Genomic DNA, 14,551 nt, shown 5'->3' on the forward strand with positions numbered 1-14,551 from the left:
TAAAATGAGTCAAATTACCAATATTCTAAACACAGCATTACCATACATTGTACTGCTTGCTGTAGGCATTGTAGCTATCTATTCTTATGCAAAACAGCACAACCCAGCTGTTGCTGATAAAATCAAGTGGCTTTATGATGTGGCACAATACATTGTTGCACAACAAGCAACACATGATGACGCAACGGGAGCCGAAAAGAAAGCAGCTGCTACTGCTGCATTGTTAGATCAGGCTAAACAGTCAAAGACCAAGATTACTTCTGAAACAGCTAAGGGCATGATTGAGAAAGCTTATCAAGATACACAAAAGGATAACGAACCAACTGGCATTGATGACATTCAGGGCTTTGCCGAAGATGACGAAGATCAGCCAGTAGCTAATCCAATGGCCAACACACCAACTGACAACAGTGAAACAGATGGGACTGATAGCAATGACAGCACTGCCAAGTAAGAGCTACTTAACCGATGTTTCTGAGTTCCAGGGCGAAAACGTAGCTTATCCTTATTCTAAAGGGACGATCGTCAAGCTAATGCAATACAACTACCCAGGTTATAATTATGCTCGAGCAAAAGCACAAATAGCATCTAGCAAGGCTCATGGTCTAATGACAATGGGCTATTTTTATGCCACGTTTTCAAACAACTCTGCCAGGGCGAAAGCTGAGGCCGAATTTGCTTGCAAGAAAGCAGTCGAGCTTGGTCTTCCCAAGGGCACATTCCTTGCTGTCGATTGGGAAAACGGCAGTGGCAACAATATTTATTGCGGTGTCTCGAGCAGCACTTCAGCAATCTTAGCAGCAATGGCCGTGATTAAAAGCAACGGTTATGTGCCATTGTTCTATTCTGGAGCATCGGCGATGCGTAACCAGGTAGATTACAGAAGTATCGTCAAGACCTACGGCAACTGCTTATGGGTGGCAAGCTATCCAACAATGGCTGCAGTTAACTCTGCCAACATGGCTTACTTCCCAAGTATGGACGGTGTGGCCATCTGGCAATTTACTAGCAACTATAGGGGACTAAACGTTGACGGCAACATTAATGTGTTGCCATTAAAAACTAGCAGTGGTGCTGCTACTGCTAAGAAAGGAGACGATTTCGAAATGACGCTACACCCGGTAGCAAAGTGGGACATTAATCGCTTGTTTGTGGTAACTAATAAAAAGGGTTGTAATCTCTATGATGGGCCAGATTTAAAGCACAAAATTAGAACGCTCAAGCGTAAAACATTGTGGAAGGTACTTGAAGAAAAGGGCGGTGCGCTTAAACTTGGCAAGAACCAATGGATTGACGGCCGAGCCGGCGTAACTAAGTCTAATCCGATTGCCACGCATGACAATATCGGTGGCCGGGTTAAGATTGTGCTGCCAAACACGCATGCTCTGTACAGTCCAACCGTTGATAGCAAGAAGGCGTACAAGTTAACTACTAATAAGATCTACCGCATTGTGGGACGCAAAGGACGCTTCTTAAAGCTTAAAGACAAATATAAGGGCAAAACAGTATACGTAACGGGTAATCGTGCGTATGTAGTCTTTTAATTAAAGATTAAACAATATTAATAACTATCTTTTTTCTAAAATAAATAAGCCATTTCGGACTGATGTCTGGGGTGGCTTATTTTGTTATTTGTTTATAAAGAAGTTACGAAATCGAGTAAAATGTATTGAAATTGATACTTTTTGTTTGTAAACTAAATATATAAATTAACAATGTTGTTAACTTAAAAGGAGGTGGAAGATTATGCTTAATGAGCAAAAAGTAATTAATTGGTTTGCTGTTAAATCTGATGTTAATAATAAACTGTTTCCTGATAGAGATAAGCTAACTCAACTTAGATTAATGAAATTATTGTACTTTGCTCAAGGTACTTACTTAGCTTTATATAATGAAAAGCTTTTTGATGATAAAGCTGTCAATGCTCCTAATGGACCAATGTTTGAAAAAGCACATGATTTATATAATGGCTGCATATCTTTAGATAATAAGATAGATTGGGATCAAGCTGTAAAAGATTTTACCGAATTAAACGATCTTCCGAAAGTTAATATTGTTCTTAATTCTGTTTTTAATAAATATGCCGACGTAAAAACGAGTAAGTTGGTTAATATTACCCATCAACAAGCCCCATGGGAAAACACTAAAAGTGGTGAAGAAATGACGCCGGAAGCATTGAGAGATTATTTTGATAAAATTGTAGTAAGCTAATGGATAACGAAGAAAAGATTAAAATTTCTGATATTTTTCTAGAGAAGTTAACATTTAACTTCTCTTTTATTAGTAGAAAATATTCAGTTGAATATAAGAACTTAAGTAAAGATAATGCCAGGATAGTATTAAATAAACTTGTGAATGCTTCTAAACTAGGGTATGAAGTTCTGCTAGAACAAAATAATGCTGAGTGTATCACGCCGAAAGAAATGAGAGAATCTATGATGTCGATTCCTAATGAATTTAACCAAACGGGCAGATGCGATAAATGCTCAAAAAATTATTTTGTTATTAAAGGATCAGGTATCAGAATAATCGGAAAGATTAATCCAATTTCAAATATATTTTATATTTTAGCAATTGATACAAAATATGAATTGTACGACCACGGAGACCACAAAGGACGTAATAGACATTGATTAAAAAATAAGTCACTCTAGGAAAAACTAGGGTGGCTATTTTTTGTGCTATAATAGATGCAAACTAGTGTTTGCAGAGGGATAAAAATGCGAAAAAAATATAATCAGAAGGAATTCGATCAGATTCTCGACAATTTTTTTAAAACTTATCAAGACCGGGGTATGAAAAAGTGGCAAGGCTTAATGCTAAGTGATCACACTGCTGCTATTAATCGAGATAACCAACAGAGAGCAGTTGTCTATTGTAAGAAGCCTACTATGTCAGAAGAGCAGGCTAGTGAATTGCTGATGACGGCCTACGCTAACCACCGGCAAGTGGCTGTGCAACTGAAGGAGTTGGATGTAGAAGGCCACATCCAGCCTGATATAGTTGGGTTTGTCGAAGGCTATCACATCGATGAGATCATGATATCTGGCGAATGGGTAGATTTAAGCAATATAAATAACGTTAATATGATAGAATAGATTTTGGAAAGATGATTCTTTCCGAACTTCCTTTTTTATATGGTACAAAATCGCCTTTGGAAAATCCTAGGCGATTTATTTTTTTGCAATAAAAAAGCTCCCAACTTGGGAGCTAAAGGTAAGAAGTCTAAGGGACTTCTTAAAAATAATAACTTTCTTGAGATTTATTTGCAAATATAGTTGACAATATACGTTTAAACGTATATCATATAAGTATAAGGTAAGAAGTTAAAGAAAGGACTTATTAAAATGAAAAAGCAAAGTTTTAACGATTTTAGATTTAAGGGATTTGATTACGAAGATCAATCCAATAAATATTGGAAGTTTGGCTCACAAGTTAATGCTGACGAAGACAAAGCTTTAATTAGAATTGATGAAAACAATGTTTTTAGTTATTACGGCAATAATGGCTGGAAAGTATATGTTCTCAAACTCGATCGCAATCATTGTGTATTTATTAAACATTGGCAACATTTTGATGGCTTTTATGGCACCTACATCTTAATAGACAAGAATTACTATCACGTTGTTGATGCAAAAGAGCCGTTTGAAGACATGGCTGAAGAAGGAAGTATGAATACTTGGGAAAAAGTTCTGGCTTTAGCTAAGGCTCAAGATAAAAGTAACAAAGAAAACAATGAGTTGATTTTGGTTACCAAAAATTAAGTTAGGATGATTTAATGACAAAAATTAGCGAGGCGCAAAAACGAGCTTCCCAAAAGTGGGACAGCCAAAATAAAGAAAAAAAGAATTACATTGTAGCAAAATCGCAAGCCAAACGATTTATTAACAAATTTGCTACTAGGCAAGATTTAAAATTTTTAAGTGAATTAATCGAAAAAAAGTTAGAACAATAGTTGACAATATACGTTTAAACGTATATTATATAAATATAAGGTAAGAAGTTAAAGAAAGGACTTATTAAAATGAGAATTACAGAAATCGCAAAAAATGGACAAGCTACTATTATTTACAAATCAGCCGATGAGATAACCAATGAAGAACGTGAGATGTTAATCTTACCTAGCAATATGGAAATGGAAGATTACGCTGACTTTCAAGTAAGATACAACCGTAAAGGTCAATTACTAGGCGTTAAGGGCAATGCCTTTTCAGAAGCTAAAAATGAGTCAATTAATCAAGAAAGTGCTAAACCAGATGCTCTAGATGATTGTCAATTACTATTTGGCAATCGTCACAGTAAAGCCTACCGTTTAGCTAAAAATAAAGCAGGAGCAACTTCAGCAGAAATTACTGCAGCTAGAAAGATTGTGGCCAGCAAATGAACTATTCGTTTGACGCAAAAAAATTAATTGATGAACTATCAGCTGACATTGCCGAAGATGGCAATGTTGACGTCTGGGGCTATTGGATTGTTATGGAAAATGGTCAAGAGATTTACTTCGACTATTACCCTTTAGACGATCCAGAACTCGAAAATAATCCTGATTACAAATCTGTTTCTGATTTTGATAAAAAAGTATTTGAGACTTACCCCAATTTTTTAAGAAAGAAAATTAAGGCAAAAGATTTATTAGAGATCTTTAAAAAAGAAAATGAAACATTATAAAAAACAGCTCTAGCTAAATTGCTAGGGCTTTTTTTCGCACGGCAAACGCACGGCATAGAACAATAAAACAGTAAACAACTGTAAATGCAAAATGCTGATTTATGGGGATTTAAAACAATAAGAAACGCTAAGAAACGTCAATGTTAATTCCCCTCATCTCCATTTAAAAATATCTGAGAGCAATGGTTTATTTTGAACCATTGCTTTTAAGTTATATCAACAAATTATTTATTATCTTGACACGCTGATGCGGAATAACTTTATCTTTGTAATGTATTTTTAATTTTGTCAAGAACTCATTTCCATGTAATAATTGGGTTATAGACAGAAGCTGAATAATAATTAATAGCATTTTTATATCTTGTTTTTAGGCTGAGGTTTGAAAGCCATCTAAGAATAACTGCAGTAATTTTATTGATTGCGGAAATAGTCTTAATGTTGCTTGCGCTATATTCATCTTTTCTAAGCAAAAAAATATGAATATGTACACAATAAAAGTTAATAATTTTATCGCTTGGAAACAAAATTTCACAAAATGTTATCGTATTTTTATTTAAGATTTTAGAAAATATTATTGTAAAAAATCTATCAGTCCATATTCTGATAGGCTTTTTGTCTATTATCATTTAAAATATAGAAGATGGATCTGTCAAACGATAATTAAAAAATGAATATTTAATTACCTTTCAGATCTGGTTTTAGACCAAGTTTTCATATTTGAAAAAATGGTTTTAATTTTAGAGAGTAAAAGTTTAAACTTATATATGAGGTGAAATAGATGGAACCAATTTTTTTAACACCATACTTTAGACCTAAAATTTGGGGTGGCCGTAAGTTAAAGACTATCTTTAATTATGATATTCCTGAGGGACAAATTGGTGAAGCGTGGGTAATATCAGGCTATAAGGATGATGCTTCAACCGTTAAGACAGGTGATTTAAAAAACAAGAGCTTACGGACAGTTTACCATGAGCATCCTGAACTTTTTGGTAATCCTAAAAGTAAGGAATTTCCATTATTAGTAAAATTTTTGGATGCCAATGACAATCTTTCCGTACAGGTTCATCCTGACGATGAGTATGCTCGTAAAGTTGAAAATGATAGTGGCAAAACTGAAAGCTGGTATGTCTTACAAGCCGATCCAGGTTCATACTTAATCTATGGTCATAACGCAAAATCACGCGCTGAATTATCCGATATGATTAGTAAAGGTAAATGGGATAAACTCCTTCGCAAAGTTCCCGTCAAGAAAGGCGATTTCTTTTATGTTCCTGCTGGAACAATTCATGCTTTAACAAAAGGTATTGTAGTTATTGAGACGCAACAATCAAGTGATGTAACTTACCGCTTATATGATTATGATCGGATAGATCAAAAAACGGGTCAAAAACGAGCATTACACACGCAAAAGTCAATTGACGTTACAACGGTGCCGCATGTTGATCCTAAACTTGATGTTCAGGTTAAAAAGGAGCAAGATGCTGTCATTAAAACCTTAGTTTGTCCGCCTGTTTCACCTCATTTTTATCTCTGGCAAATCAGTTTGGATGGTAAATGGAAGACTGGGTTGAATAATAAACCTTACCTTTTGGTAACAGTCATTGAAGGCTCAGGTAAACTTGAAGTTAATTCGAAGATTTATGATTTAGATATAGGTACCAATTTAATAATTCCTAATCAGATGAAGAATTTTATATTCACTGGCAAGATGAAAATGGTTATTTCTGCACCAGGAAATGATAACTAATTTTTTTCGTTAAAAGGGGAGACAGTATGATTTATATAGCTTTTGGGTCGATTATTCTAGTTGTAGGTATTTTATGGCTAGTTAACCCACCCAAGAAACCTTGCCCATTTTATGGTTATTATTCATACTTAGCTCAGGTTAATAAAGCTAGTTTTAAATTTGCTCAAAAAAGGGCAAGCTTTTACTTTATTATTTTTGGCGGAATTCAGATAATATTAGGAATTGGGATTCATTCTTTTGAGTGGGATCGCTATTTTTTGCTTTGGCTACTTACATTTTATTTTTTTCTTCTGTTTCCAATTATGGTGACAGAAAAAAATTTGAAGCAATTTTTGCTTAAACGTCATGAATTACCGCGTGATTACACGGATCCTGACAATATAAAAAGGGTAAAAACTAAAGGATTTAGGGACCGAAAATGAAACCAGAAAAGAATTTGAAAATTTTAATGGTTGAGGATGATAAATCAGTTGCTGAAATGATGGACATGTTTATTAAAAAAGAAGGATGGACCATGGATGTAGCTGTTGATGGTGAGCAAGCTGTCAAAATGTTTGCTAAAAATCCTGACCAGTATGATTTGATCACTTTAGATTTAAATTTACCTAAAAAAGATGGTATTCAAGTTGCAAAAGAAGTTTGTGCCATCTCACCAACAATTCCAATTATTATGTTAACCGCTAGGAATAGTGAGGCTGAGCAAATCTTAGGATTGGAAGTTGGAGCAGACGAATATGTTTCAAAACCGTTTAGTCCACTTGCCTTAATTGCTCGTATTAAGGCATTGCAACGCAGGATTATGATTGAAGATAATCAAAGCAAAGTCAACTCTGAAAAAAGAGATGAGACTTTTGATGTCGAAACTAAACATATGAAAATTTCTAAAAAAAGACGAGAAGTACTATTTGATAATAAGGAAGTTGACTATATTACTCCGAAAGAGTTTAATTTATTGTATACAATGGCTCAAAAACCTAAACAGGTGTTTTCGCGCGGACAGTTGCTTGAATCCGTTTGGGGTTACGATTACTTTGGCGAAGAAAGAACAGTTGACGCCCACATAAAGAAACTAAGGCAAAAACTAGAAAAGGTTGGTGCTAAAGTTATTCAGACTGTTTGGGGTGTCGGCTATAAATTTGATGATTCGCAGGTATAAATTTACAATATGAAGTTAATTTATCAGCACATGCTCAGTTTTTTGCTGATTATTCTGACCACAGTGGGGATTATTGGGTATTCTGAAATTTTGTATGTTACTAATCAATCTTATTCTCAAAATTACCAACGAATGGAAGATTACGCATCGGCTCTGGGGTCACTTGCAACTACTGATAAGAAAAACGGTACTTATTTGCTTAACTCCGAATTTTTACATCAATTAGAATTTATTTTACATGGGGATGATCTTCACATTCGTGTTTTTGATTCTAAAAGTAAGCAAATATATCCCAAGACATCTGAGGATTTACATTTAGCTTCTGATGTTTTAGCAATTTTGAAGCAGGGACAAGAAATTCGAATTAAAAATAACAACGACTCTCATACTTATCTCGGCCATACGAAAGATTCATCCACTGGCGTGCTGGTTCCTTGGATTAGTGAACATCGATTCATTGGTGCTGTTTGGATTGGTGCCCGTGTCAAAAATGTGGAAAAACCCATTACTATGGCCAAGCAAAATTTAGTCAATGCCTTGATAGTTGCATTAATAGTTGGACTGGGGCTAAGTTTTGCTTTATCTTATTACACTACGAATAAAATTAAACACTTAACCCATGCAACACAAAGAGTTACCGCAGGCAATTTTGAAGTTCAATTAAATTATACGGGGCATGATGAAATTGATCAGCTTGCTGCTAATTTTAATCAAATGGTAAGAACATTGAAACAATCCGATAATGAGATTAAAAAGCAGGAAAAAAGACGGGATCAATTTCTAGCTGATGCGGCTCATGAAATGCGTACGCCTTTGACAACAATTAATGGTATTTTAGAGGGATTGCAGTACAATGCAATCCCTGAAGAATCAAAACCGAAATCAATTGAACTAATGCAGCGTGAGACTAAGCGTTTAATCAGACTAGTAAATGAAAATCTTGATTTTGAAAAAATTAGAAACAATCAGATTCTTTTGACTAAGACAGAATTTAATGCTGCGAAAATTTTAAATGATGTATCTATTCAACTTTCGCATAATGCTGAAAAAGTACATGATAAAATTACGGTTATTGCTTCAACTAACTTACCAATCTATGCTGATCAGGATCGCTTTACCCAAATAATTGTTAATCTCGTTCAAAACGCTATTCAGTTCACTAAAAAGGGTGAAATTACGATTTATGGTAAGAGAATAGATCATGGAACTGAAATTAGCGTTAGTGATAGCGGGATTGGGATGAGTGATGAACAGATGAAGTATATTTTTGAAAGATTTTTCAAAGCAGATCTTTCACGAGTACGTGATGGTTCTGGAGAATCGGGCCTTGGATTGTCTATTGTATCTTCACTCATCAAACAGCATGGCGGTAAAATTACGGTTAGATCTCAACCAAAGCATGGCGCGATTTTTACGATTATACTTTTTGATAAGGGATATGAACAATACACTACTGAGTAACGAAAAAAGACGCTTTTAGTTAAAGTGTCTTTTTTGTTTACTAATTTATGTTCGCTTATTCGTTTTTAGTAGATTCATTCCAAACTTTAGCTGTTGCTGGAATTGAACTTAAATTAGTCATATCATCTTTGTCAACTACAATCATATTGTTAGGACCAGCGGCTAATTTATTAAAGCTATCCAAACTTTGATTTTTAAAGTACCCATCACTAGCCTCAGCTAAGCTGCTTTGCAACTTACTAATTCTGTATGCCTCAGCATCTGCTTCTGTTTTAACGGCTTCGGCTTTTGCTTTTGCCGTTGCAATTAAAGCATCATTTTTAGCTTTAGTAGTCAATTCAATATTTTTAGCTTCACCTTCAGCTTTTTCAATAGCTGCAATTTTTTCACGATCGGCGGTCAATTGCTTATCCATTGCTTTCTGAATTTCAGCGCTTGGTAACAATTCATCGATATTGACCCGCACAACCCGAATACCATAAACATCAGTTAAATCACCAATGGCGTCAGCTAGTTGGGTATTAATTTTACTCGTTGATCCGAGAGCTTCATTTAAGTCCATGCGGCCAATGATGTCACGTAAATGCCCTCTAATTAATTCAACCATCGATTTAACTGAATCAGTATTATTGTAAAAATATTTATAAGAATCAGTTACCAAATAATTTAAAGTCAAGCTAGTGGTAATCTCAGCATTGTCTTTAGTAATGATAGAATACTTTGAAATTTCTGCTGGAAACATAGCTAAAGAAACGCGCCGCATTTTCTGAATAATTGGAATGATAATAACTAGACCGGCTTTAACGGTTCTAGAATATTTGCCCAGAGTCTCAATTAGTCCTTCGTTATTTTGTGGTACAACGCGTAAAGATGATAAAACGAGTAGAATAACCAAAATGGCAATTATTGCTTTAAACATAATTAAGGTAACCTCCATTAAAAATGAAATTTTTCTGATATCCTTATTTTTTAATTATAAGACTTTCTACCTTTTTTACTAGCTTTATTTTTCTTTTCAACTAAGTGATTGCCCGAAACCGAATCCGGAATATTCGTGATTTCCTCATGCCGGCCAGACAATTCAGCAGCATCGGTTTTGTACAAATTAGTGGTGGATTTGTGATGTTTAGTTATTAGGGCTGTTGAATGCCCTTTTAGTTTTTCTCTTATTTCTTCCATTTGCTGAAAATTAGTTAAATAATCGAATTGTCCCGGATCAACAGGTTTGAAGCCAGCTGGGGTGTAAAAGCGTAGAAGGTTATGGTTGTTTAACAGATCTGAATATTTAAGCGACATTTTACCCTTTTTAGCTAAAGCAGCAATTTCAATTTTTTCTTGTCTAGTAAAATTGATAATTTGCTTGCCAGATTGACGGTCGTAAACAACACCTTTTTGCCCCTTGCCACCAATGATGACGTATTTTTGACTAACGATAGTACCATTGCGGAAGACAATCCAAGGCTTATATTTTGGTGATAATAAGTCATTTCCGAATTGAACATAATGGCGATTAGAAATACCTAATAAATGAAGTAATGTTGGTAATACATCAATTTCACCGGCTACTTCGTGTTTAATTTCTCCCTTTATTATTTTAGGTGAATAAATCATGAAGGGAACTCGCTGCATTTGGACATTGTTATAACTGTTCCAAGTATCTGAACTTTCTCCAACAATCGGAGCCAAGGTTTCATTTTCTGAATTGCTTAAACCATAATGATCACCATATATGACAACCATCGTATTTTTACTTAAGCCAGAACGATTTAAGTAGTTAAAAAATTCGCGGACGGCTTGATCAAGATAATGGGCGGTTTCAAAGTAATTATTAATTGATTTATCATTCGTGTCAGCAGTTTTAAAAGATGGGTCTAAATCTTCTTCGTCCATATCAAAGGGAGTGTGATTAGTTACGGTAATAAACTTGGTATAAAATGGCTGCTGCATTCTTTCCAAGTACTTAACACTTTCCGCAAACATAATTTTGTCTTTAATACCATAACCGATTCGATCACTACGGTCATAACTGAAGTAATTTTGGTCAAAAAAGTAGTTATAGCCCATATTTTTGTAAACATCGTCACGATTCCAAAATGAGCCCACATTACCATGAAATACGGCAGAGGTGTAATTGCCATGTTCACGTAAGATTTGTGGTGCAGCTTGAAAGGTATTAGAACTACCAAGGGCAGTAAATAATGAGCCATCAGAAATACCAAAGGTACTGGTTTCAAGCATATTTTCCGCATCACTGGTCCGGCCAATGCCAACTTGATGGTAGAAATTAGCGAAACTAAGTGAATGCCGGCTATGATAGATTGAGTTGAGAAATGGTGTAACTTCCTTGCCGTTAACTTTTAAATCAATTAAAAATTGTTGGAAGCTTTCTAAATGGATTATAATCACATTCTTGCCCTTAGCTACACCATAATATTGGGGGTTAACCGGTAATTTGCCTTTTTTGGTGTAAGCCAAAATTTTATTTAAATCGGCAGTGTTCGCGTTGCGGTTAACTTGCTCAGTTTGCTCATTTTTTATGCCATCATAGATCGTAAACGTATTAATACCAAGATATTTGACAATATATGACCGATCAAAAGTTGTACCTAATAAGCGTGGCCGAGAAGATTCTGCCATGAACACGTTTAGTGACAAAATTACTGCGCCAAAAGAAGTGATTGCAAACGGTGTTAGTAGGCCATAAGATTTTGGGTCAATTTTAATTTTGCGCGCAATTAATAAGCCGATAATTACTATTAGATCAAGCCAAAGAAATAGATCGGAAAACTGTAAGAGGGCAACTGCACTTTTACCAAGCCCTGGTGCAACTTTACCGGCATTAGCAATTGTTTTTACCGTAATAAAATCGGAAAATTGCCGGTAATTAAGAATATTGGCAAAAAGCAAGCCGGTATCGGCAAAATCCATCAATAGCATCACACAATACGAAACTATTGGTTTAGGAAAATAAAATCCAATGCCGATTAACAAGATTGTCGTGCCAATCGGGCTCAACCACATAATAATATGTTGGTAAGGATCGGAAATGCCCAGGTTAAAATCGTGATATGCTGCGAAAATGTATTTCAGTGTGAATAACACCACTAAGAGGCAGAAAAAGCCTGTTCGTGTCTGAATGAACTTAATCAGATTCTTTTTTTTCAAAGTGAACTCTCCTTATTTAATTATTTTAAGATTTTCAGCAGTTTTAGACAATCTTTTCTGCATTGTTAGTCCTTTTTTAAGAATTAACTGGTCAAGATTGAGTATAATTTAAATGAATACTATTATGGGACTGAACAAAAATGATATTTTTAGGACCGCTATATAACCTAATTGCTCAAATGTATGCAACACAAATTAACCATTTTGCCTTGATCAAGTTAATTGTGCTAGCGTTTGATAAAACTATTTTTTACTTTTTAGTTTTTATGGTGCTGCGTTTGTTGTGGCTAATGGCGATAAGACGACGTCGAACAATCAAATCCGAAGCCTCTGTGTGGCTGTTTGCATTTTATCTAATCTTAGTGTTAATGCTAACAACCTTTCGGGGAACATATTTTCCGTGGCAGCTTTCTTTTAACTTTCACCGGCCGTTAAGTGACATTAACTTGGTATTTATGAAAGAAACTTGGAAAATGTTTTATGCGCAAAGCCGCTTAGACTTTGTTTATAATTCTTTTGGTAATATTATTTGTTTTTTGCCTTTTGGCTTTTTGGCACCATTTGTTTTTTCAAAAAGGCAAACATTTAATAGAGTATTACTAAGTGGAATGATGTTTTCGATTTTTATAGAGGCAATGCAATTTTTATTAGCAACTGGCGTGAGTGATATTGACGATGTCTTTTTTAATAGTTGTGGTACAGCCTTGGGGTACCTGCTTTACTGGCTAGTGCAAAGAGTTCGGCAAAAGTTATAAAACTATTCAAAAAGCTCTGGTATTTATAAAATAAGATTGCTAAAATGGTTTTGTGAAATAGATATTTAATTCAATAAGGGGAGCGTATTGTATGAATTTAATTAAATTCGATAGCACTAAATTAACACCGTTTGTTCATGAAAATGAATTAGGCGAAATGCAGGCCATGGTTGACGCTGCGGCTAAGGAATTAAAAGACGGAACCGGTGCAGGTAGCGATTTCCTCGGCTGGGTTGATTTACCAGTTAATTATGATAAAGATGAATTCGACCGAATTAAAAAAGCTGCTAAGAAGATTCAAGACGATTCTGAGGTATTAATCTGTATTGGAATTGGAGGATCTTACCTTGGCGCACAAGCAGCAGTTGAATTCTTAAATGGTGCATTTTACGGCAAGGGCAAAGAAAAGTACCCTACAATTGTCTTTTGTGGTAACTCACTTTCAGGCTCATATCTTCACGATTTAATTGAATGGCTTGGTGACAAGGACTTTAGCGTCAATGTTATTTCTAAGTCAGGTACAACGACTGAACCAGCTGTTGCTTTCCGCATTTTCAAAGATAAGTTAATTCAAAAATATGGCAAAGAAGAAGCACAAAAACGCATTTTCGCTACAACTGACCGAGCAAAGGGTGCTTTGAAGACTGAAGCAGATGCTGAAGGATACGAAGAATTTGTTGTTCCTGATGATATCGGTGGTCGTTTTAGTGTCCTTTCAGCCGTAGGTTTATTGCCAATTGCTGTTTCTGGTGCTGACATTGATCAATTGATGAAGGGTGCAGCCGATGCACGCAGTGATTACCAAGATACTGATGTTACTAAGGCTACGCCATATCAATACGCTGCTTTGCGCAATATTTTATACCGTAAAGGTTACACGACAGAAATTGTTGAAAACTATGAACCAACATTAAGAATGTTTAGTGAATGGTGCAAACAATTGATGGGTGAATCTGAAGGTAAGGACAACAAGGGAATTTGGCCAGCAAGTGCTAACTTCACTACTGATCTGCACTCACTTGGACAATATATCCAAGAAGGACTTCGAAACTTATTTGAAACTGTTATTAGAGTCGAGAATCCTGCAAATGATGTTGAAATTCCAACAGATGACCGTAATTTAGATCAATTGAATTTCTTAGCAGGTAAGAGCCTCAATTTTGTTAACGACCGCGCATATGAAGGTGTAGTTTTAGCTCACACTGATGGTGGTGTCCCGGTGATGACTGTTAACATTCCAGATCAAACTGAGCATACCTTAGGCTACTTGATTTACTTCTTTGAATTAGCAATTTCAATCTCTGGCTATTTGAATGGTATTAATCCATTTAACCAACCTGGTGTTGAAGAGTACAAGCGCAACATGTTTGGTCTTTTAAACAAACCTGGTTATGAAGACTTACACGATGATCTTTCAGCTCGCTTTGAAAAAGAATAAGACTATTTATTTAAAAGCTAATTGCGTTTTTTGCGAAAAAGCAATAAAATAGTTTAAGTGTATTTACTAACATTATCTTTAATAGCATTGTTTTATCAATCATATTGAGAAATTAGGTAAATTGGAAAAACAAAATTAGTATAGTTCATCCTGTACATGTT

General features: G+C 35.2%; 17 protein-coding genes. 15 read left to right on the forward strand and 2 right to left on the reverse strand.

Annotated features, from left to right (window positions below; translation table 11 throughout):
* The first annotated feature begins 4 nt into the window (after window positions 1-4).
* The 13 genes from J3U71_RS08740 (at window position 5) to J3U71_RS08800 (ending at window position 9,032) form a co-directional block, all read left to right on the forward strand.
* Window positions 5-454, forward strand: coding sequence for a phage holin, LLH family (locus tag J3U71_RS08740; protein ID WP_267394504.1), 450 nt, complete (start codon window positions 5-7; stop codon window positions 452-454).
* Window positions 435-1,544, forward strand: a complete 1,110-nt coding sequence (locus J3U71_RS08745) for a GH25 family lysozyme (protein WP_267394506.1) — start codon at window positions 435-437, stop codon at window positions 1,542-1,544. Before J3U71_RS08740 ends, J3U71_RS08745 begins: the two co-directional genes overlap by 20 nt.
* 202 nt (window positions 1,545-1,746) lie before the next feature.
* Entirely contained in the window at window positions 1,747-2,211 is a 465-nt protein-coding gene (locus J3U71_RS08750; RefSeq protein WP_267394508.1) for a Panacea domain-containing protein, read from the forward strand.
* Complete coding sequence (locus J3U71_RS08755; protein ID WP_267394510.1) at window positions 2,211-2,633, forward strand: hypothetical protein; 423 nt, start codon at window positions 2,211-2,213, stop codon at window positions 2,631-2,633. The genes J3U71_RS08750 and J3U71_RS08755 overlap by 1 nt, the downstream gene beginning before the upstream one ends.
* 183 nt (window positions 2,634-2,816) lie before the next feature.
* Window positions 2,817-3,098 (forward strand): hypothetical protein, encoded by a 282-nt coding sequence (locus J3U71_RS08760; protein ID WP_267395734.1) that lies wholly within the window; start codon window positions 2,817-2,819, stop codon window positions 3,096-3,098.
* A gap of 249 nt (window positions 3,099-3,347) precedes the next feature.
* Complete coding sequence (locus J3U71_RS08765) at window positions 3,348-3,764, forward strand: hypothetical protein (RefSeq protein ID WP_220269509.1); 417 nt, start codon at window positions 3,348-3,350, stop codon at window positions 3,762-3,764.
* A gap of 14 nt (window positions 3,765-3,778) precedes the next feature.
* Window positions 3,779-3,955: a hypothetical protein gene (locus J3U71_RS08770; RefSeq protein ID WP_220269510.1), complete on the forward strand. Its 177-nt coding sequence runs from the start codon at window positions 3,779-3,781 to the stop codon at window positions 3,953-3,955.
* A gap of 69 nt (window positions 3,956-4,024) precedes the next feature.
* Window positions 4,025-4,384 carry a hypothetical protein gene (locus J3U71_RS08775; RefSeq protein WP_267394515.1) on the forward strand — a complete coding sequence of 120 codons (360 nt, stop codon included), beginning with the start codon at window positions 4,025-4,027 and terminating at the stop codon, window positions 4,382-4,384.
* Window positions 4,381-4,668, forward strand: a complete 288-nt coding sequence (locus J3U71_RS08780) for a hypothetical protein (RefSeq protein WP_267394517.1) — start codon at window positions 4,381-4,383, stop codon at window positions 4,666-4,668. The genes J3U71_RS08775 and J3U71_RS08780 overlap by 4 nt, the downstream gene beginning before the upstream one ends.
* A gap of 778 nt (window positions 4,669-5,446) precedes the next feature.
* Entirely contained in the window at window positions 5,447-6,415 is a 969-nt protein-coding gene (locus J3U71_RS08785) for a type I phosphomannose isomerase catalytic subunit (protein WP_220269513.1), read from the forward strand.
* Between the two features lie 26 nt (window positions 6,416-6,441).
* Window positions 6,442-6,837, forward strand: coding sequence for an SdpI family protein (locus J3U71_RS08790; RefSeq protein ID WP_220269514.1), 396 nt, complete (start codon window positions 6,442-6,444; stop codon window positions 6,835-6,837).
* Complete coding sequence (locus J3U71_RS08795; RefSeq protein ID WP_309478035.1) at window positions 6,834-7,571, forward strand: response regulator transcription factor; 738 nt, start codon at window positions 6,834-6,836, stop codon at window positions 7,569-7,571. The genes J3U71_RS08790 and J3U71_RS08795 overlap by 4 nt, the downstream gene beginning before the upstream one ends.
* Before the next feature lie 9 nt (window positions 7,572-7,580).
* Window positions 7,581-9,032 (forward strand): sensor histidine kinase, encoded by a 1,452-nt coding sequence (locus J3U71_RS08800; protein ID WP_267394520.1) that lies wholly within the window; start codon window positions 7,581-7,583, stop codon window positions 9,030-9,032.
* Between the two features lie 55 nt (window positions 9,033-9,087).
* On the opposite strand, the gene J3U71_RS08805 is transcribed toward J3U71_RS08800, so the two are convergent.
* The gene (locus tag J3U71_RS08805; RefSeq protein ID WP_258562435.1) at window positions 9,088-9,951 is read right to left on the reverse strand and encodes an SPFH domain-containing protein; all 864 of its coding nucleotides are present in this window, start codon (window positions 9,949-9,951) and stop codon (window positions 9,088-9,090) included.
* 50 nt (window positions 9,952-10,001) lie between these two features.
* Window positions 10,002-12,197 carry an LTA synthase family protein gene (locus J3U71_RS08810; protein WP_267394523.1) on the reverse strand — a complete coding sequence of 732 codons (2,196 nt, stop codon included), beginning with the start codon at window positions 12,195-12,197 and terminating at the stop codon, window positions 10,002-10,004.
* A 140-nt stretch (window positions 12,198-12,337) separates the two neighbouring features.
* Here J3U71_RS08810 and J3U71_RS08815 point away from each other — a divergent pair, with 140 nt between their 5' ends.
* Complete coding sequence (locus J3U71_RS08815; protein ID WP_267394525.1) at window positions 12,338-12,952, forward strand: VanZ family protein; 615 nt, start codon at window positions 12,338-12,340, stop codon at window positions 12,950-12,952.
* Window positions 12,953-13,043: 91 nt separating this feature from the next.
* Window positions 13,044-14,390 (forward strand): glucose-6-phosphate isomerase, encoded by a 1,347-nt coding sequence (locus tag J3U71_RS08820; protein ID WP_103752193.1) that lies wholly within the window; start codon window positions 13,044-13,046, stop codon window positions 14,388-14,390.
* The last annotated feature ends 161 nt before the right edge of the window (window positions 14,391-14,551 follow it).

Source organism: Lactobacillus sp. B4015, assembly GCF_026536055.1.
GTDB classification, from domain to species: Bacteria; Bacillota; Bacilli; order Lactobacillales; family Lactobacillaceae; genus Lactobacillus; species Lactobacillus panisapium.

Bases quoted from the DNA above. Each gene is read 5' to 3' on its own strand.
- J3U71_RS08740 (WP_267394504.1), top strand. From the start codon at position 5: ATGAGTCAAATTACCAATATTCTAAACACAGCATTACCATACATTGTA.
- J3U71_RS08745 (WP_267394506.1), top strand. From the start codon at position 435: ATGACAGCACTGCCAAGTAAGAGCTACTTAACCGATGTTTCTGAGTTC.
- J3U71_RS08750 (WP_267394508.1), top strand. From the start codon at position 1,747: ATGCTTAATGAGCAAAAAGTAATTAATTGGTTTGCTGTTAAATCTGAT.
- J3U71_RS08755 (WP_267394510.1), top strand. From the start codon at position 2,211: ATGGATAACGAAGAAAAGATTAAAATTTCTGATATTTTTCTAGAGAAG.
- J3U71_RS08760 (WP_267395734.1), top strand. From the start codon at position 2,817: ATGCTAAGTGATCACACTGCTGCTATTAATCGAGATAACCAACAGAGA.
- J3U71_RS08765 (WP_220269509.1), top strand. From the start codon at position 3,348: ATGAAAAAGCAAAGTTTTAACGATTTTAGATTTAAGGGATTTGATTAC.
- J3U71_RS08770 (WP_220269510.1), top strand. From the start codon at position 3,779: ATGACAAAAATTAGCGAGGCGCAAAAACGAGCTTCCCAAAAGTGGGAC.
- J3U71_RS08775 (WP_267394515.1), top strand. From the start codon at position 4,025: ATGAGAATTACAGAAATCGCAAAAAATGGACAAGCTACTATTATTTAC.
- J3U71_RS08780 (WP_267394517.1), top strand. From the start codon at position 4,381: ATGAACTATTCGTTTGACGCAAAAAAATTAATTGATGAACTATCAGCT.
- J3U71_RS08785 (WP_220269513.1), top strand. From the start codon at position 5,447: ATGGAACCAATTTTTTTAACACCATACTTTAGACCTAAAATTTGGGGT.
- J3U71_RS08790 (WP_220269514.1), top strand. From the start codon at position 6,442: ATGATTTATATAGCTTTTGGGTCGATTATTCTAGTTGTAGGTATTTTA.
- J3U71_RS08795 (WP_309478035.1), top strand. From the start codon at position 6,834: ATGAAACCAGAAAAGAATTTGAAAATTTTAATGGTTGAGGATGATAAA.
- J3U71_RS08800 (WP_267394520.1), top strand. From the start codon at position 7,581: ATGAAGTTAATTTATCAGCACATGCTCAGTTTTTTGCTGATTATTCTG.
- J3U71_RS08805 (WP_258562435.1), bottom strand. From the start codon at position 9,951: ATGTTTAAAGCAATAATTGCCATTTTGGTTATTCTACTCGTTTTATCA.
- J3U71_RS08815 (WP_267394525.1), top strand. From the start codon at position 12,338: ATGATATTTTTAGGACCGCTATATAACCTAATTGCTCAAATGTATGCA.
- J3U71_RS08820 (WP_103752193.1), top strand. From the start codon at position 13,044: ATGAATTTAATTAAATTCGATAGCACTAAATTAACACCGTTTGTTCAT.